We start from the raw sequence: 21788 nt of genomic DNA on the forward strand, positions 1-21788 counted from the left end.
ATTTAGCTACTAAAAATATCCCGAATAATTGTCCCCTTTCAAAGGCCAATTATTCGGGCTTTTTATTTATTCTTTAAATGTTTGATCTAAAAATTTAACCGTATCGAACATGTTCGTTTTACTAGCACCTTTTACTAAAATGGTGTCGTGAGGTTTTATGACTTTCTCTAAGAGAACATGCAAGTCTTCCTTATTAAGGAAATGATAAATCTTTGAAGGATCCATCCCTTTAGCCTTCGCTGCCGCTCCCATTTCCTCCGTTCTAAAACCATAGGTGATGAATAAATCAATGTCTTGCTCATAAATGTATTCGCCTAATTTACGATATTCCTCTTCTCTCAAATCGCCTAATTCTCGCATTTGACCGATAATAGCAACTTTACGTTTCTTTGCTATATTTGTAAGAACATCAATAGCCGCGCGTACGCCCTGTGGATGGGAGTGAACGGTATCGTCAATAACCGTAATGTCATCGCTACAGTTATAAATGGTTAGTCTTCTAGGTGGTTTTTTGAAATTTAGTCCTGCTTGAATATCTGCTGGGCTAAATCCTAAATAATCTGCAACCGCAACGGCATTCAGCGCATTATAAACATGATGCTCTCCTAAAATCGGGATATACATGGCCATTTCCTGTCCTTGTAGCTTTATTTTAAAGGTCATACCGATGTCTTTATATTGGATATCATACGCTTTATAGTCCGCATTGCCATGAATACCAACCGTTAAGATTTTTCCTTTAAACTGCTGCATCTCTAAATATTTCGAATTTTCATCGTCCTTATTTACGATTAATAAACCATTTTGGTCCATGCCATGTATTAATTCCGATTTTGCCTTGGCCACTCCTTTAATATCTCCATCAAAGTTGCCCACATGAGCTAAACCGATATTTGTGATAATACTAATATTCGGTTGAATAATGCTACAGTGATTCGTTATGATACCTGGATAAGCCATCCCGTACTCAAGCACAACTGCCTCATGCGAAGCATTTATTTCCTCTTTATGTTTTATCGTATGCTCTGTTGTATTCCAATAATCTTTTGACTCAAAGATATTCCATTTTACCGATAAAATGGAGGCTAGGAATGCTTTTGATGTCGTTTTTCCAGCACTGCCGGTAATCGCGATAATCGGTAAAGCCTTTTCTTTTGCTAAAGTTTTTTCTTCTGGTAATGCTTTTTCTTCTGGTAAAGCCTTTTCTTCTGGTAAAGCCTTTTCTTCTGGTAAAGCCTTTTCTTCTACTAACTCCCTTTCTTCAGACGAATCCTTATTTTTCCTATATTTTCTAATTTCCCTTTTAATCTGCTGCTGGTTCTTAGCAAGGTACATTGCATACCTTATCGTATTGATGACCACATCTAATTCTAAATAAAAGGCAGGAGGGCAACCTGGTCGCCAGTTTACTTCATACATCCAGATTTTTTGATTCTCATCTAGGCCTATATCAATGCCAATTTCATCAATAACTTCTCCAAATTGCGCCATCTGAATTTCATCTAAATGTTGAGCTAGTGACAAGGAAAAATGCTCTAACATACGCCGAATATCATAAGCACCATCTTTAAATTCCTGCTCTAGAAAAGGATCTAAATAATTCGTAAATCCACCATTGTTAATATTCGGTATGATTGAGCCATTTGGTGCAACTCGCGGATAAATCGTCGTTATAACCCACTTACCTTCACCATTTTTTTGAACGTGAAGACGAAAATCATATATTTGACCTGATTTTGTTTTGGATTGGATATAAGGCTGCACGATAAAGGTGCCTGTAGAAAGTTGCCCTCTAATTAATTCATCTAGCTGGGACTTTGAATAAGCAGTAATATCCCTATCCTTCTTTACCTCAAAGTTAGTTCTTCCTACTTTCGAAATAAAATAAATCCCTTTTCCCTTCCGGCCATCTATCGGTTTAAATACGACTTTTTTATGAAAAGCCATAAATTTGTGGAGTAAATCAACATTTTCCACAATTTCAGATGGAATTAAATACTTATCGAACTCCTTCGCTTCCTTCAGTCGCTTCATCACATTCCATTTATTCCCTATAGAATAAGTTGTAAAAGGGATATCCTTTTTCAATTTCTCAATAATGTCCTTTGATACTGATAATTTTTCTGGACTTCCTGCATTATATATCACATCTGGAAAGGGCATCGTTCTTTCATGCCAGTCACCATTTTCATATACTTTTCCTCTAATAGAACGTTTATCGAAGTCAACACTTTTTGGTGTAAAGTAAAAAAATTGAGCCCCTTCTGCTTTTGCAACGGCCGCAAATGCATAAGACTTAATAACTGTTCGAGGATCTAGACGATGATGCAACATTCCAATAATTGTCATTCATTTATCTCTTCCCTTCATACGATTCTCTATCTAATAAATTCAGTGATACAACGTGCATATAGACAGATGCTCTAATTATTAGTAGTTTAATATTTCATCACCATTTGGGCTCAATGATAAATTTCCCTTTTAACATGTCAGGCTTTAGTAATTGAATCGCAGAAATCCCACTTAATTCAATGGATTTTACTGTGGATGTTCGCTCTAACCTGACAACCTCTGCAATCAAATTCGTATCATGCCCTTCATAATCATAAGCACGCAAAAGTGAAACAGTTCCTCGACAATGTTCTCTATCAATAGCCTCTATACGAAAAAACTCTGTTTCAAACTGCTTTACAGTATCCATCAACCTTAAATGAGTACCGTTTTGTGTGATTAAAAAAAAGGGAATTGTATCGCTTCCCACTATTTTCACTAGCAGCTGACCAAAGTATTTAGAATGAAAATCCTTTATCACATCTTGGAGTGCTTTTATATCGTAGAGCGCTTCACATAGAAAATGGTTTCTTTTGTTTTCATTATTCATTTCCCCCAGCCCCTCCCAAGTCTTCATGAGCCATTCGTCCAGGACAGTAAGACTACCCATTCAAGGTTTACGTGTAAACAAAAATATAAGTGGGAGATCAACTGCCCGTAAAAGCCCGATTAGTTCAATCAGCGGGAATAAGGAGCTCCCATTTCACTTTATGCAACATCCTCTCTTTATCATATGTACAGACAAGAAATATGACGACTCTTTTCGATTTACATACAAAATTGGTTCTTTGAATTAATTTGTATATGTTGGCTGAGGAAAATAGTTTACCGAATAAAGATTATGTTAACTTTTTACTAGTTTGGAGAGTTAATATGAAGAAGTTCCGAAGATATTTAAAAGCAACCATGAACGGGCAGTAAGACTCCCTAAACAACAGCAAAGAAGTTAGGTGGAGTTCAACTGCCCGTTAAAGCTCGTTTAATGAAGGTTGATTATTAATAGAGAACTCCACGTTTCACTTTATTGAACGCTATGTTGGTCTCCTTGATTTAGCAAAATAACACCACCAATAATCAGTGTGATTCCGATTGCTGAGTATAGATTAAAAATATCTCCCCATACAACGATTCCGACAATTACTGTTAATGCTGTACCTATACCTGACCAAGTGGCGTATGCAAGGCTTAATGGCAGCGTTTTTAAGCATAGGGACAAAGAATAAAACGAAATCCCATATCCTATTGCGACAGCTATGGATGGACCTAGAAATGTAAATGCCTCTGAAAACTTAAGCATTGTTGTTGCAAATACTTCACTGACAATCGATAACGCTAAAAATAGATAACCCTTCATTTACAAATTCCTCCTTAATGTCCGCTACCAGCAAGGTTAAGTATAACTACACCCACAATAATAAATAGAATACCCATAAGCTTTTTTTTATTAAATAATTCCTTATAAAAGATGACACCGATTAGCGCCGTTAGCGCCGTTCCTATTCCTGCCCAAATCGCATACGCAGTGCCAATTGCTATAGATTGTAATGTTAGAGAAAAGAAATAAAAAGCTGTTCCATACCCAACCACTACACCAATTGACGGGAATAATCGTTTAAAGCCATTTGTAAGTTTCAGCATCGAGCTTGCAAAAACTTCTGCGATAATTGAAATAAATAAAAAACCTAAAGCACTCATGTGTGTTAGTCCTTCCTTGTCATGTGCATTAATTGTTCAAAGACACCGTCTGTTGCCTTAGCGGATATCGGTGCGATATTTAATAGTTTTGAATAATACAATCCATCAATCGTTAACCGAATCAAATGAACAACGGAGGCCTCCAAGCCATCCTGAAACAACTCTTCTAATAAACATTCATAAACGGTTGAGATGGATGAATGATCATTTTGCAATAGTTGAATCGCAATATTTAAAGATGCCCCATTTGCAAGATCTTTTTGAGAAGTTAAAATAAATGCTCTCGACAGTCTCCCAGTCCCTTGCTCAAAACTTGCCAGATGCTCAAAGGATTGTATAACCTCGTTTAAAATCGTTTCAGCAATTGCTGTTTGAAGGGCATCCTTCGTATTAAAATGATACAGTAAACCACCTTTACTAATGTTCGCCCTTTCGGCTACCCTTTCTAAAGTTAAAGTGCTTAATTCATTGTCCTTTAAATACTGTATCGCCGTATGAATAATATGTAATCGTTTTAAATCTGCTTTTGATGACACACAATCCCCCCTATCAAAGCTTAAAAAAACCGTCTGGACGGTCTTTTTTATTTTACAGTTCTTAGTTCTCATCGTCAATTACCGTGCAAAAAATACGAGACCCGAATAGCATTCACTCTTCGGGCCACTGTTACTCTTCATCGTCTATATATTCCAAAATATCTCCTGGCTGACAGTCCAATGCCTTACATATCGCATTCAACGTAGAAAACCGCACAGCTCTAACCTTTCCAGTTTTTAAGTTGGATAGATTAACAATCGACACATCTACTTTTTCTGCTAGCTCACTTAGCTGCATTTTTCGATCAGCAAGCATTCGATCTAATCGAATAATTATCGTCATTTTTTCACTTCCTAAGCTGTTGCATCATATTCATCTTGCAAAAACGCACCATATCGGAATACACGTGCTATCGTCCAAATGACTAATCCACATAATAATAATGTCCAATTAATTCCGGCAAAGTGAAAGCTTATCTCTTTTATCAAACCTGTACCTACTAACAACTCACCTAATTTAATTTGTTCAGTAACTGTATAAGCAATGTACGTTCGAAATGTATCTACTGTCAAGCTTAATACAACTACAGCGTAAGCGATCCATTCTATTTTTCTACTATTCTTTTCCGAAAAAATAAGTCCTTTACTTAAATTACTTAACAGATTCCTTACTTGAACAACGATAAATAATAATAATCCTATGTAGATTGTAGCAGTAAATAGTAATTTCACGACATTCATTTTCGTGTACTGAATATTTTCCGTTACTTTATTTGCTAATTCAATTTGAATCCCTTCTAAATGAATGAACGCTGTTATATTACCCCTTTCCAGAAAATTATTTACACTATTCTCCGGCACAAAAATTACCCCTGCACATAATACGCCTATCATAATAAGTCCAATAATGATTAAAACCATCATGATTGTGAAAATTGATCGTAACCCTTTTATTAAAAATCGAAATTCTTTATTTTGGATTATTTGTTCCATTCCAAGCATCCCCTCTCTTATTGCTAATTATACATCTCACTTTATCCTTTTCAATAATTAATTAATGTTTATCATTAAAAAATATTGTTCTATTTTAATTCCATCATGCACACTGAATTAGGTATACTATGACAAAAGACAAAAACTACAGCTTTGAAAGGAATGAAATAATATTGGAATCTTTACATACATACAGAACGATCTTGCAAATGGATCAAATAGGAATCTCTCAAACTACAATTAACTTTCTAGTTGAGAATATTGAAGACGACTTTGAAAAGTTCCGCAGAAAATATAAATTTTTATCGATTGCTAAAGGATTTTTAAGAAGCTATACCTCCCTTAAAGAGGTGGAGTTAAAAGCGGAAGTATCAAAATTAGAACAATCTGGTGAGCTGGAACCTTTAAAGAAACTTGAAGGTGATTGGTACTATGCAAATATTATCAATAAACTACCTAATTACTTAATGTTTGAGGATTTCTATCTGATCAAAGAGCATGTCAATCATGAATATTTTGTACTCAGTAAAGTTAGTGATGAAATTCTCTTAATTGACTACAGCAATTTTGAAAACATAGAACGCATTTATGTAAATTCATCAATAGAGACTTTTTGTCATTCTTTAGCGGCATATAAACGATGCGTCAATAAAATTGTGAAATACTTTAATAATTTTCGAGATAAAGACGAAATGAAGTTTAGTGATGAAATACTAGCTATCCCTCATCAATTAAGGACTACATTACGAAAGATTGATCCGTCTATACTTCCTTCTCATTATTGGGAAAAGAAATGTGATGAATGGGAGAAAAAACTAGTGATGCTTGAATCGTCCCATCGCAAAGGATTAGGTCTAAGCGGATGGTAAAATAAGCCCTCTCAATTTACGAGAGGGCTCCTGCAATTTATTTTGGTAATGTAAATGTTTCTTTTTTACCTTTAGAAGTATCCTCTGCTCCTTTATTTCGGATAGGACCTAATTCAATATCAAAGGCTTTATCTTTCCAAATCTTTTCATACTGCTCCTGATCTAATACGAATACTTGTAATAGCTCGCCATTTTCTCCAGCTTTAATAACGTCATTAGGCTTATAATTTAATAGCATACCCTCGCTTAATAAATATTGCATGCCATCATTAACTGTTAATTTTGAAGACATAGAAGATAAGCCAATTTCACTAGTAGCTTTATTTTCAAGCTTAAATTTCACTGTTAATAATGTGACACCATTTGTGAAATTCGAGAAACGAGGAGCTTCCACCTCATTAGGTGTAAATTTTGTAAACTGATATCCTTCTAGAATAGCATTTACATCCCCTATTTTTTTACTTTCATTGATGTCGCTTTTTTCCTTAAGAATCTTCTTTTCACCCATATTGTCCATTGTTACTTTATCTTGATAAAATGTTGAGTTGCTTGATACTTTTTTCGAGCCATCCGTATTTAAAGCAAGATTAAATCTTCCTTCTGTACCAATAGTAGTGTCATATTTTTCTTTTTCTGCAAGCGGTACTGGAATCATTACTGATACTGTGCCCAATTCATTGATTTTTGCTAAATCTGTTTCACCGAATGGATAAGCGATATACCCAGTTACCTCATCACCCGCTTTTATCAAATAATCTGTTTCGAAGCTTAGTTTTGTTGGTAATTGATCTTCTTCCGGAATCAAGTACTTATCATTCGTATAATATTTACTAGCACCCGTAAATGTAACGTCTAAACTAGGCATGTAATAAACATCTTTATCCATATCATTCTTCACTGTGTATTTAGCTAAAATGACACCACCGTTATTTTCTTCACCAAATGGAATATTAAAATCTGTGTGGAAGTCCTTTAACTCTACTACTGAATATGCATCAATCGAAATTGAAACATTCTCCATTTTATGTACTTGTGATTCATTATTTTCAAAAAGAATTTTAGTTTTCCCTTGAGTTTCCTTTTCCATATAAGAAATTAAGGAAGCGAAGTCAGCTGAACCTTTAGTTGATTCTTGATCTTTTTTAGGTTCTTCCTTTTGGACTTTATCTTTTTCTTTATCTTGTCCTTTTTCCTCCTGTGTTTTCTTAGGTTCATCGTCTTTCTTTGTTTCGTCCCCGTCTTTCCCACAACCACTAAGAATGATTGAAGTCGATAAAATTAGCGAAGACATTAAAAATAAACTCTTTTTCATTTCTTCCTCCAAGTTGTTTCTTTATAATTTTTTGGCTCAACTGTAAAAACGAATGATAAAAGCAATTTTTTGAGCTGATACCCATTTTAATCCACATTTAGATCCAAAACAACTTGCGCTGGAAGAAATTGTACTATCGAAGCAATGAACATCCAAATATTGTTTATTGAATAATTCAATCTTATTTTTCAATTTCCATTATTTTTCATATTCAATCTCTTTCGAGATATTTTCTTTGAAAAATAATTATCAATGTACTAAAAAAGCGGTATAACTCTTAGTTATCAGAAAATAAGTACAATATACCCAAGAATATAGTCGCATGTAAGATTACTTTTTTCACCTTCGCGTCATTGCGGTCGACGCATAAAAAAAGCTAGATAAAAGATAAGCATCTCTTTTCTAGCTACTTGTACACTATGATTTTCGCCTTACAACAATCCTGCTTCTATTAAATATTCGCGTGCCACATCTTCTATCTTTTGGCCTTCAACATTTACTCGATAATTCATTTCGCGCATCTCATCATCTGTTATTTGATTTGCCAGCTTATTTAAAGCTGTTTCAATCTCAGGATATTTCTCTAGCGTTTCTTTCCTTAGTAATGGAGCTCCTTGATAAGGTGGAAATAGTTGCTGATCGTCTGCCAAAACTTGGAGATGATATTGACGTATTTCACTATCCGTTGAATAAGCGTCTAATAAGTCTATATTTCCTGATTCGATCGCCTGATATCTAAGCTTTGGCTCCATTGTTGCTATGTTAGAAAGTGTAATACCATAACGATTTTGAATCCCCAAATAACCATCTTCTCGATCGTTAAATTCCAATGTAAAGCCAGCTTTTATCGTTTCTTGAATAGGCTTAATGTCAGAAATTGTTTGCAAATGATAGGCTTCAGCCATTTGCTTTGATACTGCTAATGCATACGTATTGTTATATTTCATCGGATTTAGCATCACCATGTCAAACTTATTCAACATTCCTTCTTTCGCCTGATGATAAACATCTTCCTGATTATTATTAATGGCTTCCTCTTTTAAAAACTCTGAAATTGCCGTCCCAGTAAATTCCGGATAAATATCGATACTACCAGATTTAAGAGCATTAAATACAAAGGAAGTCTTGCCAAGCCCAGGTTTTAATTGCACCTTTAAGTCTGTTTCATTTTCGATAAGTAATTTATACATATTAATTAAAATCTCTGGCTCAGAGCCAAGCTTCCCTGCAATGACAATCTCTTCTTTCTCTTTGAAGTTTAGTAGTGGGAAGATAATCATTGCAAATGCTACAATACTAATCATACTCAATGCTATAATTGTTTTTTTAAACGACAGTGATTCTAGCTTTTTCAATAAGAAGTCAAACACTAGTGCTAAAATCGCGGCAGGAACAGCCCCTATAATAATAAGAGCTGTATTATTTCGGTCAATACCAAGCAAAATGATATCCCCTAATCCCCCAGCTCCGATTAATGCTGCTAAAGTTGCCGTTCCAACGATTAATACCATAGCTGTTCTAATCCCTGCCATTATAACCGGCATAGCAAGGGGCAACTCCACTTTCATTAATCGCTTTCGCGTATTCATCCCCATAGCCATCGCTGCCTCTTTTAAAGAGGGATCTACTTCGTTGATCCCCGTATACGTATTACGTAAAATCGGAAGAAGTGCATAAACAACTAAGGCGATAATTGCCGGTACTTTTCCGATGCCAAACAACGGAATCAATAACCCTAATAACGCTAATGAAGGAATCGTTTGTAAAACTGCACTCATACCAATAATCGTTTCTGCTATTTTCTTTTTATTCGTTAAATAGATCCCTAGAGGAATAGCAATCACCACTGCAAAAAATAGTGCAATGAAGGAAATTTGAATATGCTCTAATAAAGATGCCAATAGCTGACCTTTTCGTTCACTAAACACTTCAAAAAAATTAGCCATTTATAGTACCTCTTTCTAAGGAATCCTGCGCTAAATACTGAAGCATGGATGCTCTTGTGACAACGCCTACTATTTCCCCTTTATCTTCCACACCCAAACATTCATAATGAGCTAATTTTTGAAGAATGATCTGTAAGGAATCCTTGGAAGAAATGGTGTTCTCTGAATCTCTTTGATTATTCTCATCTGCAATTGGTTCAATTACAGCTTGGATATGGAAAGTATTCATCCCATACTCTTTTACCCCAATAAATTCTCGGACAAAATCATTGACTGGATTTTCAATGATTTCATGTGGAGTACCAATCTGTACAATCTCTCCATCTTTCATTACGCATATTCGATCACCTAATTTTAAGGCCTCTTGCATATCATGCGAAACAAAGACTATCGTTTTTTGTATCGTTTGCTGAAGCTCAAGAAGATCATCTTGTAGTTTTGTGCGGCTAATCGGATCTAAAGCACTAAAAGGCTCGTCCATTAAAATGATTTCGGGATCGGCTGCTAACGCACGAACAACACCGACCCTTTGTTGCTCACCACCAGAAAGCTCTATTGGCTTGCGCTGACTATATTTATCTGGTTCAAGTCCTACCATATTTAATAGCTCACGAACTCGTTGCTGGATTTGCGGTTTACTCCATTTCTTCAATTCAGGCACAACAGCTATATTTTCTTCAATCGTCATATGAGGAAAAAGCGCAATTTGTTGAAGGACATAGCCGATATTCCATCGCAATTCATGAATGTTGTAATCACTAATTCTTTTACCGTTAATTCGAATAGTTCCTTCCGTTAAATGAATTAATCGATTAATCATCTTTAATAATGTTGTTTTTCCACAGCCACTAGGTCCAATAAGCACAAAAAATTCTCCCTCATGGATCTCTAAATTAATAGCGTTCACTGCGACTTGGTCATTTACATATTTTTTTGTGACATTTTCAAATGCTATCATTGTATAAGCTCCTTCTTTAAAGAGGCATCATCTTACTTTCTATTATTCACCGACTAAATGGATCTTCGGCAAAACGAGGAGTTGATTTCCATTCCGGCCGTGCGCTTTGTTGCTGTCGCTACGCTTTCGCACAGATAAAACATTTGTAGCTGCCGCTTCGCTTTCGCGCAGATAAAACATTTGCCGCTGACGCTTCGCTTTCTTGCAGAGCAGAGCTTCCTGGGGCGTCCAGCCTACACTCCAATTAACTAATCCCCTTACTATAGAAATAAACTACTATTTTTAATCCACTTCATTTCATATACGTTAAGCATAGTAGGTCTAGAACTAACACTTTTTAAGATACACAGTGTTCTTATATATATTTCACTATCTAAAGTCATTTCAAACTTATTTTTTCGTTTTACATCAAAACATTAGTCCTCTTGACGCTCTACTCTATTTGTCTCATAATTTTCATAGAAAATCGTATACTGTTTTTGAGTACTTATAACTACTATTCAATAAAGTTGTCCTTGCAAAATGAATGGCTTCATAAATGTTAAGAATGCCCTATTTGTTTTTTTGATTAATTATTGAAACTATCTTTTAATGACCTTTCATTTCTAAAATGTGCTGGAAATTAAGGAACTAAATGAAGGGTTTTATCGTTCTATGAATGATATACTCTACAAAAGAAAACATGACTTTATTTCTATTAATGACTCTGGAATAATTAGAAATAGATGAATTTCGTGATTGAAAAGAAAGGAGGAAGGGAGATGTTGTAATCTACCAACATCAATGAACAATGAAATACTTAATTAATTTTTTCAAAGGACTTATGATTGCTATTGTTGTTATTTGTATTTCGTTTTTTATGGTGACGCAGCTATTCAATACTAATGAGACTGTAGAGCCTGCAGTTGTTGCTGATAATCCTAGTGTAGAAGAGTTTATTGGCTCAATTGCTGAAATTGCTCGGAAACTAGGTGCCGAAAATGACTTGTATGCATCGATTATCATTGCGCAAGCCGTTTTGGAAAGTGAGCATGGACAAAGTGGCCTTGGATCTGCACCAAATAACAATTTATTTGGTATGAAAGGTAGTTACCAAAATAACTCCGTAACATTTGAAACATCAGAGGATGATGGATCAGGTAATATGACAACGGTGATGGCTCAATTCCGCAAGTATCCTTCCTATGAAGCATCTTTACAAGATTATGTGAAATTAATGCGTACTGGGGTTTCATGGGATAAAAATTTCTATGCAGGCGTTTTTAAAAGCAATGCGAAGTCCTATACAAATGCTACAAAGTTTTTAACAGGCTCCTATGCCACAGATTCTAAATACAATGAAAAGCTTAATGCACTGATTGCAAAGTATGATTTACAACAGTATGACAGCCCTGTCAAAGATAAAAAGACAATTACCGTAGCTGATGGTGACTCTCTTATGCATATTGCAGAGGCTCATAATGTTAAAGTTACGTCCATTAAACAATGGAATCAGCTTCGATCTGATACACTTGAAGCCGGTCAACAATTAAATATTTATAAATATTAACGCAAAACCTCCAAGCTTAATTAGGATTTATCCTTGTAGCATGGAGGTTTTAATATGATTAATAGAACCTTTCTTTCACAAAACTAATTTTTCCAATGCGAGAAACTCATAAAACCCTAAAATCTTTCATACTTTCTCCCAGAATATAGTGTGCAAACCACATCAAATTCTGCTTCATAATAGCCACATTAGTTCCTGGATAGTCAGAACTATATGCCATTTCTTTAAATATAATTAATTCTGTATCAACTTCCATATCTATTAATCCTTGATATAGCTCATATGCATTTGTAATTGGAACTCTAGCATCCTTTTCGCCATGTTGGATTAGAGTAGGCGTACAGGCTGATTTAATATAGGTCATTGGTGATGTTTTCGTATAGATCTCTTGATCATTCCATGGAGTATTTCCTAAATACATCCTTATAAAGTAAGGAATATCTGTATTTACATAATGGCTACTCCAATTAGTAATCCCACCTCCAACTGAAATAGCTTTAAATCTACTACTAAATGTAGAACAGAAAGCGGATATATATCCACCGTTGCTCCATCCCATACCCCCTACTCTATCTTTATCTGCAATCCCTTTGTTCACTAGTTTATCCACTTCACATATAACATCATCGTAGTTAGCAATTCCCAGCTTTCTATAGTTTGCGTTTAAGAAAACATTACCATAACCCGAACTTCCCCTGTAGTTTGGTTCTAAAACGATAAAGCCTTTTTCGATAAACTGTTCAATAGGATATTTCTCATTAAAACAGTCTGAAAATATTGGAAAGGATGCCCAAGCCGGACCACCATGGATTACTACTAATAAGGGATATTTTTTATTTGCGTCAAAGTCGACTGGGGTTGATAAAACTCCCTCTATTTCAAGACCATCACTACATTGCCATGAGATTACTTCCCTGTTACTTTTAAGCTTTCCTTTGAAAAAGCTATTTTCATTCGTTATTTTTTTATCGTCTAAATAGATTTCAAAAGTTTCATTTGTAATAGCCTTAGTATAGGATAAATGAATTCCATCCCTTGTTATAGAAGCATCTATTATAAAGCAATTTACTGTTTCGCTTAACATTTCCACAGTGCCATTCTCACATAACAACCCAATAAGATAATTCGTTTTATTCTGCCATCTCATTAATATTCCTTTAGCTGACCACCGTAATGGAATAACCGTACTATCAAAATCTGTTAAAGGTTGAATTAGCTCTCCGGTATTAATATCGTAGATCTCTAGCGTATTGTCTTGTATATGGGTCTTATAGTAATCCTTCTCCCTTATGCTTGCTGTGTAACATATTTTGCTGCCATCAGGAGAAAAGCAAACGCTCCCTCCCAACAACTTATCTATATTCAACTTTTTCAGCTCTCCAGCTTTAATATCTAGTATGTATAGATCTCCATTAATAGTATCTCCCATATTTGGGCTTGGTGTAACCATTAATACAACCTTTTTCCCACAATTTGAAATATCAAATTCATGGACATGAAAATCCATACCATTAGTTAGTTGATCAACAACGCTATTTTCGTGTGCATCTTGATCATTTTGTATCACTTTTTCTATTTCAATGTAATATAAACAATAATTCTGGTATTCCTTACCTACATGATGGAAATCTCCATATAGTTCCTTACGTTTCTTTAACGTCTCAGGTTCTTTTGACTGTGCAACATAATAAAAACCCTTGCCAGAAGGCTCCCATTTGAATTTACTGACCCCATCTTTCTCGTTAGTAATTTGAACCCCACTATCACCATCTATGGACGTAACAAAGATCTGATTTTTCTTATTATCCCCGTCACCAACTGGGCTAAGGTATGCGATAGCTTTAGAATCTGGAGACCATAATGGGTAGGTACTATCTATATCAGTTGTTAATGGATAACAATGCCCCTTATCTTTTTCATATATCCATACATGATTCCTATATTTATTGTCTTTCCAATCAGCTGTCTTCTTGACAAATGCTACGTTTTTGCCATTTTCACTTATAGTTGTACCTGATAAGGTTGGTAATGAAATAATCTCTTCTATACTCAGATACACATTTCCACTCATTTCCATAAGTACACCCCTTTGTTTCTTCCATCATATATATTGAAAATGATCTTTACTAAATTTCTATAAAATGGGCGAAAACCCCTTCTTTCAGTAACTATCGCTACGACGAAAAGACACCCATTTTCACAAGAGTGTCTTCATTAAAGTTTAATTATTTCATCAGGCGTGTCGATTAACCATTTTTATCCACTCTCATTAATTAGAAGGCTCTGATTTCTGCTACGGGCTACTCGCTTTGTTGCTGCCGCTTCGCTTCCGCACAGAGCAAGGCTTCCTACGAGCGAGCGTCGAGCCGCTTCCTCCGCTACGCTCCGTGCAGGGTCTCGGGCCAACACGATGTTGGTCACGAAGGCGTTATCACAGGATGTGATGGTTTTAGCCTTCGTTCCTCTATCGCTTTCCCGCGGGAGTCGAGTAGCCCTACGCTACAATCAGTTAAAGTGGGCATATATTAGCAAAATAGCAACAAAAAAGCCTTTTATCGCTCAATAATAAACCGATTTCTTCCTAATCAACACGCCTGTTATTTTTTTCAAAAGTATTTACTATAAAAATCCTGTCGTAGTTTTCTGCTTAACTGAGTATATATTTTTGTAGGTTCACTCTTTTCATGCCCCGGTATACTATTACTAACCAAGATGTTTTACAAACCAGTCGCACGCTTCGAGTTTCATATTATAATTAAATTGATGATTAATAAAAGGCATACTAAGTTTTAGTTTATCAGGTTGTTCAGAATACAACGGTAATAACTTCTCCATTTGACTTAGTTGTTCATATGCATCACCCCAAGCTTTTTTAAAAACAAAAAAGATGCCCCTGTTAGTGAACAGAAGCATCTCGCTCAACAAAAGTATTCACTCAAAGTGTAAAAATCAAAGAGTGGTGGAATAGATATATGACAGGTGAAAATTAGCTTCTTGTTTATTTATTATGAGATTAGCTTTAATAATAAATAAACAATTGCTCATATTCTTCACCCTCCGTTCATTCCAAATGGCAGGTTTAATTTAACATAAATTTCTATATTTTATAAATTTCGATAAAACTTTTAAAATAGACTCCCTACCGCTGTTATGGTTGTTGCTAAATCTTCTCGATAGAGCGGGTGTAATTCATTCAGACTATTAATATTTACTTCATTCCCACCAAGTGATGAATGGACATAATGATCATCTCCTATATACAGTGCAATATGATCTGGGAAGTATATTAAATCACCCTTTTGTAGGAGCTCGACGGCTATTTGTTTGATTGGAAACCCATCGACAATTTTAGCATCTCGGTAAATCAGTACACCATTAAGCATATATGCCATTGAACATAGGCCTGAGCAATCAATACCGAGTGGCGATTTTCCTCCCCAGCGATAGGGTGCTGCTAAATAGCTAAGCGCTGTTTGGACAACATTTTCTCGTAGTTGTTGCTCGGGTAAGCTGTTTACCGAAATTTTTTCTTGTAGCCATTGCCTACGCACATACCCAGTCTCCCCCGACACAAATTGCACCGCTGCCCATTCTGGATCTATCTCCTCCATAGCAAGCGAACAGATGATTGAACCTTTAACGAGTGTCGTCATTTTCGCACTTTGAATCAGAGGCTGTTGCAAAACATCGGCGAAGCTTTGGTTAATAAAATGGTTTGCTTCTTGTCGCCAAGTATCTGTTTTTGTTTTATCAACTAGTAAGTTAGCCTTTTGGCAATAACCTTCATAGCGATAAGCGGTTTGTATGCGTACCCAGCTCTCATCTATGTCTTCTATGATTTGAACCGTCATTCCATATAGTACCTCATCCACTAATTCTGATGCTTCATCTGGCTTTACGTGTAAATTTGCGATCATGGACTTCACAATGGCATTCATTCTATCAGCTCCTTCCGCTTCACCAAGTACTCGTAAACAACTTTGGAAATACGACCAATTAGCTGCCTTGCATGATCATTATTCGTAACCTCTGTTACGAAAACGCCAATGAGATAATCCCCAGAGCTGCTGTACACAATCCCAGCATCATGATCTACTGTTTCAAGACCACCTGTTTTATGAGCAAGTTTCACATCATCTACTAAATAACGACTTAATGATTCGTGTATACGTTGACGACTTAAAATATCTAGTGTTAGTTCACTAAATGCTGATGGCAACAAGTCCCCGCGATAAATCCGTGAAAATAGCAGTGCCATATCACTTGCCGACGTTGTATTATCGAAGCCTTGTTCAAGCCTTTCAAAATCCATCATCTTACGTTGAATGGTTGTTTGCTTAAGCCCAATTTGACGAAAATAATGATTGAGTGCATCCATCCCTAGAAAATCGATTATTACATTTGTTGCTGTATTATCACTCGTAATAATCATCCATACTAAAAGCTCATAGATAGTACTTTGCTCTAGACGCTGCTCACTAATAACACTAAAATCCACCCATGCTTCGGGTGCTATCTCCATTTCTTGCTCTAATGATTGGTTATTGCTTTCTAAATAATGCAGAACAGCTAGCAGTATAGGCACCTTAATTAAGCTAGCACTAGAAAACGTGTCTTCAAGCTTTTCACTAATGAAAAATTGCTCAGTCTGACAATCTTTCACAAACAAATGCACGTTATAGGGAGCATTTTGAAGAATCTCTGTTATCGTTTGCTTCATATTTCACCTACTCTATCACTTTAATCATTTGATTCTCCGTATCCATTGTGATCGTTCGACCTAGTGGCAGTGACATCGTTGGTAAGACGTGACCGCAAGCTATGTCCTTTATGATAGGTTTATGGAGTGGACCTAAAATTTCTTGGAAAATTGTTTGTAGGGATAGACTATGTTCTGGATGTTTTGGATTTTCTGGACCACAATTTGTCCAAGCTCCTAATAAGATACCTGCCACCCCATCTAGTTTGCCTGCTAATTTTAGCTGCGTAAGCATCCTATCAACACGTTGCTCACTCTCGTCTACATCTTCTAAAAATAATATTTTACCCTTTGTATCGATTTCATAAGGTGTCCCAAGTGATGCGGTAACTAATGTTAAGTTCCCACCAATAAGTTGCCCTGTCGCTTTTCCAGCTGCAAGCGTTGTCATTGTATGTCCAGGTGGATTTTCAAGACAGTAGTCTGTACGTTCTGTTGCTGTCACACTTTCGATAAAGGAATTCCATGTGTATTGATCCATCTCTGGCCGAATAAATTCAGTAGAGGGCATTGGTGTATGGTACGTCACAAAGCCACATGTTTGGTTAAAAGCGATATGTAATGCCGTCACATCGCTATAGCCGGCAAATACTTTTGGGTTTGCCTTGATCATATCGAAATCTAGAAGCGGTAAAACTTTCGTCGCCCCGTAACCTCCACGTATGCAGAAGATGCCGTCAATATTGGGGTCTCTAAACATTCGATTAACTTCAGAAGCTCTTAGTTCATCAGAACCTGCTAAGTAGCCGTGCCTAGCCCGACACGTTTCCCCAGCAACAACTTTAAAACCTAGTTTTTCAATACTTTTAACGGCAGGGAAAAATTTTTCAGGCGGTGTTGCACCCGAAGCACTTATAAGACCAATTGTGTCACCCTTTTTTAATGCCTTTGGACGAATCATTTGCAACCCTCCATTGTTAGTGAAGTTCGGTATCTTTCTTTTTCCTCTTCATTGGCCAATACAAAATGACCTTCTTCTATTTCGATAAATGAAGGTGGCTGAATGTCATAGCGGTGCTGTGACGGATCATAGATTTCTACGACTTTATCACGTTCCTTATAAGGATTCGGCTCAGGTACCGCTGATAATAATGCCCTTGTATATGGATGAAGGGGATTAGAAAACAGCTTTTCTGTCTCAGCTAGCTCAACAATTTTCCCTTTATAAATAACAGCCGTTCGATCCGTAATAAATCGGACTACCGATAAGTCATGTGCAATGAATAAATAGGTTAAATCATTTTGCTGCTGTAGGTTTGCTAGTAAATTTAATACTTGTGCACGAATGGATACATCTAATGCTGAAATTGGTTCGTCCGCAATAATAAACTCTGGCTCCATTACTAGTGCACGTGCAATACCGATACGCTGACGCTGCCCTCCTGAAAATTCATGTGGGAAGCGACTAGAAAACTCCGGTAATAATCCTACATTTAATAATGCATTGCGTACTTTCTGCTGACGCTCTGCCTCATTTTTAAAGTTTTTTGTATTCATAATTCCCTCTGAAATAATATAGTCTACCTTAGCGCGTTCATTTAGTGATGCCATCGGATCTTGAAAAATCATTTGGATTTTCTGCGTAATTTCTCGATCCCACTCTTTTGATATTTTGCCATTTAGTTTCTTACCGTGATACAGTATTTGTCCTTCGGTGACTTCATTGATACGCATAATAGCTCGGCCGATTGTTGTTTTTCCAGAGCCCGATTCACCTACTAAACCGAACGTTTCACCTTTGAAAATATCGAAACTGACATCATCAATAGCTATAAATTTATTTTTGCCTTTACCAAAAACAACCTTTAAATTTTTCACCTCAACTAACACTTCTTTATGACTCATGCGCGTATCGTCTCCCTTCTGTAAAAAAGGCTTGTAGTGCTTCAGGCGGCTCTACTTTCGGAGCAAGTGGATCCAATAGCCACGTACGAGCAAAATGTGTGTCACTCACCTGAAAAAATGGAGGACGTTCCACAAAATCAATCTTTAACGCATATTGATTGCGAGGTGCAAAGGCATCTCCTTTAATTTCTTGAAAAAGATTTGGTGGTGTACCCTTGATGGAATAAAGCTGCTGCCCTTTTGAGCTTAGTTGCGGCAATGATGAAATGAGTGCCCAAGTATAGGGATGCTTGCCATTAAAGAAAATTTCATGTGTCTTCCCCACCTCGATGATATCACCCGCGTACATCACTGCAATTCGGTCGGCAACCTTTGCGACAACGCCTAAGTCATGGGTTATATAAACGGTTGTTAGTCCATATTTTTGTTGTAGATTTTTTAGAAGCTGTAAAATTTGTGCTTGGATTGTGACATCTAGCGCAGTTGTTGGCTCATCACAAATTAAAACTTTGGGTTTACATGCTAGCGCAATCGCTATCACAATTCGTTGACGCATACCGCCGGAAAATTCGTGAGGATATTGCTTATAGCGCTTTTCCACATCATGAATGCCTACATCTTTTAACAACTTTAAGGTTTCTTCGTATGCGGCTTTCCCCTTTAAACACTGATGTAAATGGACGCATTCCTCGATTTGCTTGCCAATTGTTTTAAGCGGATTTAGTGATGTCATTGGATCCTGTGTCACCATTGCCACTTCTTTCCCACGAATGCTTAGCCACTCCCGCTCGGTTCTAAACTGCGCTAAATCCTGATCATTGTAGAGGATCTGCCCCTGATCAATGTAGCCATTTTTATCGAGCAAGCCCATGATTGATTTCACAAGAACGGATTTTCCTGAACCTGATTCGCCAACGATTGCAAGACTTTCACCTTTGTACAAATCAAGGGAAATATTACGAATAGCCGTTAGCACTCTGCCACGAAGTGTAAATTTAATGACAAGGTTATGAATGGTTAAAATAGGTGATTTAGTTTGTGTCACTTCCATCATCCCCCTTTATACGTGATTTTTCGGATCTGCTGCATCTGCAAATGAATTTCCTATAATATAAAATGCAATCGTAATGATGCTTAATACAATACTTGGGAAAATGAGCTGATATCTTAATTCTGGAGACATCATGAGCACCCGGCCTTCATTGATTAAATTTCCTAAAGACGGCTCACTAATCGGTAGCCCTAATCCGATGTATGTTAAAAATACTTCCGAGCCTATTGCAAATGGTATAGCTAGACTCATTCGTAGCATAATGACAGAAATAAGATAGGGTAATAGATTTTTCATTATAATTCGGTAATCAGGTGTTCCTAAGCATTTTGAGGCTAAGTTATATTCACGATCGCGCAAAATCACGATTTGATTGCGTATAAACCTCGCCATTTCTACCCAGCCAGTAATACACATAGCAATAATTATGGTTGAAATACTTGGTCGCAAAATATAGGACATTAAAATAAGTACGATAGTCGTCGGTATGTTATCAACGACGTTGTAAAGCTGCGTGATAGGCAACTCTAATTTACGCGAAAAGCCCCAAAGTGTACCAATCGTAATACCAACGATAGCCTCTACTAAAGCAACGACACAGCCAATAAATAACGAGGTCCTTGTCCCTGCCCAAATACGTGACCATAAATCCTGCCCAATGGAGTTTGTTCCAAACCAAAATTCAGCGCTTGGCGCAATATTACGCGCTTGGAGACCTGTCTGCTCATCAAGATATATTTCAGTCGGTGATTTTTGCGCTGGTAAATACGGCTGTAAAATGGTAAAGGTTACGATAATAAGCACCCCAACTAATAAAAATACAGCGATGCGATTTTTCAAGAAGGATTTCCATGTTGAACGCCAATAGGAGTAATTAGAGTAGGCTGTTTCTTCAGCTTGCCGCTCATCTACTTCTGCAAATTCGAACAATGTTTCACGTGATTTGTTTGAAATATTATTTATTTCTTCTGAATACATTCCCATTAACGCACACTCTCCCCTTTCCCCAATTTAATCCGCGGATCAACAAGAGCCATTGCAATATCTCCTAAAATGAGTCCGATAATTCCAAGTGAAGAGAAAACAAGCACTAAGCCTTGTACAATCGTATTATCCTGTCGTTGTATGGCATCTACGAGTAAGCCCCCCATCCCAGGAATGGAATATAAGGATTCAATGTAGATGGAACCTGTAATGGTAAAAAGAATAGTTGCGGGTAAATATTGTGCCATTGGAATAAAAGCGTTTCGTAGTACATGTTTAAACATTAATGCACGCTCTTTAACTCCTTTTGCTCGCGCTAGCTTAATATAATCTTTGTTTAGTTCATCCACCATATAACGTCGCATCCACATGGCATAGGAAGCAGTCGGCGCTAGTGCCATCGAAATAAGTGGTAAAATCCAAGTAACGGGACTATACTCATCAAAAAGCATTGGCAAATGAAATATTTCTGTAATATACATTTGAATGACTAAATAATAAACAGCTGCAGGCACTGCAACAACAATGACAATATAGCCAGTTCCCAAACGGTCCAGCCAGCGTCCCTTCATCTGTGCCATTAATATTCCGAGCGGAACCCCAACTAAAAGAGATAGTACAACCGCACCTAAACCAAATAGCAAGGAATACATGATCTTATCTGCAATAATCGTGACGACTGGTACATCTGTTCGATATGTAACGGATTTACCTAAATCACCTTGAAACAGATTCGTGTAAAAGTTCCCCAATTGTACAAGTAATGGGTCACGTAAGCCTAAATTCGTTAAATAGATCTCTTGTTGAGCAGGTGACATTTTATTCGCTGCTGCCCCTAAATAACCTTCTTCTGGCATTAAACGAAGTAATGAAAAAACAATCGTAATAATAATAAATAGTGTTAAAACTGATTGTAATAAACGTTTACCTATATACCACAGCATCACTTCATCCTCCTTT

At 36.6% G+C, this 21788-nt stretch carries 20 protein-coding genes; 2 read left to right on the forward strand and 18 right to left on the reverse strand.

What is annotated here, in order from left to right; translation table 11 throughout:
- Positions 1–66: 66 nt before the first annotated feature.
- From ACQKMI_RS04950 to ACQKMI_RS04980, 7 genes are all read right to left on the reverse strand, one after another.
- The gene (locus ACQKMI_RS04950; protein WP_427487572.1) at positions 67–2349 is read right to left on the reverse strand and encodes a YheC/YheD family protein; all 2283 of its coding nucleotides are present in this window, start codon (positions 2347–2349) and stop codon (positions 67–69) included.
- A gap of 100 nt (positions 2350–2449) precedes the next feature.
- A complete protein-coding gene (locus tag ACQKMI_RS04955; RefSeq protein ID WP_427487573.1) occupies positions 2450–2881 on the reverse strand; it encodes a hypothetical protein in 432 nt (143 codons plus the stop codon).
- A 471-nt stretch (positions 2882–3352) separates the two neighbouring features.
- A complete protein-coding gene (locus ACQKMI_RS04960; RefSeq protein WP_427487574.1) occupies positions 3353–3685 on the reverse strand; it encodes a DMT family transporter in 333 nt (110 codons plus the stop codon).
- A 14-nt stretch (positions 3686–3699) separates the two neighbouring features.
- The gene (locus ACQKMI_RS04965; protein ID WP_427487575.1) at positions 3700–4026 is read right to left on the reverse strand and encodes a DMT family transporter; all 327 of its coding nucleotides are present in this window, start codon (positions 4024–4026) and stop codon (positions 3700–3702) included.
- Positions 4027–4031: 5 nt separating this feature from the next.
- Positions 4032–4562, reverse strand: a complete 531-nt coding sequence (locus ACQKMI_RS04970) for a TetR/AcrR family transcriptional regulator (RefSeq protein ID WP_427487576.1) — start codon at positions 4560–4562, stop codon at positions 4032–4034.
- A 130-nt stretch (positions 4563–4692) separates the two neighbouring features.
- Positions 4693–4905 carry a helix-turn-helix domain-containing protein gene (locus ACQKMI_RS04975; protein ID WP_376072085.1) on the reverse strand — a complete coding sequence of 71 codons (213 nt, stop codon included), beginning with the start codon at positions 4903–4905 and terminating at the stop codon, positions 4693–4695.
- An 11-nt stretch (positions 4906–4916) separates the two neighbouring features.
- Complete coding sequence (locus tag ACQKMI_RS04980; RefSeq protein ID WP_427487577.1) at positions 4917–5555, reverse strand: DUF2975 domain-containing protein; 639 nt, start codon at positions 5553–5555, stop codon at positions 4917–4919.
- Between the two features lie 128 nt (positions 5556–5683).
- Here ACQKMI_RS04980 and ACQKMI_RS04985 point away from each other — a divergent pair, with 128 nt between their 5' ends.
- The gene (locus tag ACQKMI_RS04985; protein WP_427487578.1) at positions 5684–6424 is read left to right on the forward strand and encodes an SUKH-4 family immunity protein; all 741 of its coding nucleotides are present in this window, start codon (positions 5684–5686) and stop codon (positions 6422–6424) included.
- Positions 6425–6461: 37 nt separating this feature from the next.
- On the opposite strand, the gene ACQKMI_RS04990 is transcribed toward ACQKMI_RS04985, so the two are convergent.
- The 3 genes from ACQKMI_RS04990 to ACQKMI_RS05000 form a co-directional block, all read right to left on the reverse strand.
- Positions 6462–7736 carry a DUF5068 domain-containing protein gene (locus ACQKMI_RS04990; protein WP_427487579.1) on the reverse strand — a complete coding sequence of 425 codons (1275 nt, stop codon included), beginning with the start codon at positions 7734–7736 and terminating at the stop codon, positions 6462–6464.
- Between the two features lie 431 nt (positions 7737–8167).
- Positions 8168–9682 carry an osmoprotectant update ABC transporter permease/substrate-binding subunit OpuFB gene (gene opuFB, locus ACQKMI_RS04995; protein WP_427487580.1) on the reverse strand — a complete coding sequence of 505 codons (1515 nt, stop codon included), beginning with the start codon at positions 9680–9682 and terminating at the stop codon, positions 8168–8170.
- Positions 9675–10640, reverse strand: a complete 966-nt coding sequence (locus ACQKMI_RS05000; protein WP_427487581.1) for an ABC transporter ATP-binding protein — start codon at positions 10638–10640, stop codon at positions 9675–9677. Before ACQKMI_RS05000 ends, opuFB begins: the two co-directional genes overlap by 8 nt.
- A gap of 790 nt (positions 10641–11430) precedes the next feature.
- Here ACQKMI_RS05000 and ACQKMI_RS05005 point away from each other — a divergent pair.
- Complete coding sequence (locus tag ACQKMI_RS05005) at positions 11431–12189, forward strand: glucosaminidase domain-containing protein (RefSeq protein ID WP_427487582.1); 759 nt, start codon at positions 11431–11433, stop codon at positions 12187–12189.
- Between the two features lie 106 nt (positions 12190–12295).
- Here the strand turns inward: ACQKMI_RS05005 and ACQKMI_RS05010 are convergent, their stop codons facing one another.
- The 8 genes from ACQKMI_RS05010 to ACQKMI_RS05045 all read right to left on the reverse strand — a co-directional run bounded on the left by ACQKMI_RS05010 (position 12296) and on the right by ACQKMI_RS05045 (position 21772).
- Positions 12296–14260, reverse strand: a complete 1965-nt coding sequence (locus ACQKMI_RS05010; RefSeq protein ID WP_427487969.1) for a S9 family peptidase — start codon at positions 14258–14260, stop codon at positions 12296–12298.
- A gap of 1054 nt (positions 14261–15314) precedes the next feature.
- On the reverse strand, positions 15315–16127 hold the full coding sequence (locus ACQKMI_RS05015; RefSeq protein WP_427487583.1) for a C40 family peptidase: 813 nt from the start codon (positions 16125–16127) through the stop codon (positions 15315–15317).
- On the reverse strand, positions 16124–16909 hold the full coding sequence (locus ACQKMI_RS05020; RefSeq protein WP_427487584.1) for a serine hydrolase: 786 nt from the start codon (positions 16907–16909) through the stop codon (positions 16124–16126). Before ACQKMI_RS05020 ends, ACQKMI_RS05015 begins: the two co-directional genes overlap by 4 nt.
- 7 nt (positions 16910–16916) lie before the next feature.
- Entirely contained in the window at positions 16917–17849 is a 933-nt protein-coding gene (locus ACQKMI_RS05025) for a S66 peptidase family protein (protein WP_427487585.1), read from the reverse strand.
- Entirely contained in the window at positions 17846–18793 is a 948-nt protein-coding gene (locus ACQKMI_RS05030; RefSeq protein WP_427487586.1) for an ATP-binding cassette domain-containing protein, read from the reverse strand. Before ACQKMI_RS05030 ends, ACQKMI_RS05025 begins: the two co-directional genes overlap by 4 nt.
- Positions 18783–19847 carry an ABC transporter ATP-binding protein gene (locus tag ACQKMI_RS05035; RefSeq protein ID WP_427487587.1) on the reverse strand — a complete coding sequence of 355 codons (1065 nt, stop codon included), beginning with the start codon at positions 19845–19847 and terminating at the stop codon, positions 18783–18785. Before ACQKMI_RS05035 ends, ACQKMI_RS05030 begins: the two co-directional genes overlap by 11 nt.
- A 6-nt stretch (positions 19848–19853) precedes the next feature.
- Positions 19854–20828 carry an ABC transporter permease gene (locus ACQKMI_RS05040; protein WP_427487588.1) on the reverse strand — a complete coding sequence of 325 codons (975 nt, stop codon included), beginning with the start codon at positions 20826–20828 and terminating at the stop codon, positions 19854–19856.
- The gene (locus tag ACQKMI_RS05045; RefSeq protein ID WP_323646425.1) at positions 20828–21772 is read right to left on the reverse strand and encodes an ABC transporter permease; all 945 of its coding nucleotides are present in this window, start codon (positions 21770–21772) and stop codon (positions 20828–20830) included. The genes ACQKMI_RS05040 and ACQKMI_RS05045 overlap by 1 nt, the downstream gene beginning before the upstream one ends.
- Positions 21773–21788 lie beyond the last annotated feature (16 nt).

Source organism: Lysinibacillus sp. NPDC097214, assembly GCF_050277945.1.
In the GTDB taxonomy this organism is placed as follows: Bacteria; Bacillota; Bacilli; order Bacillales_A; family Planococcaceae; genus Lysinibacillus; species Lysinibacillus xylanilyticus_B.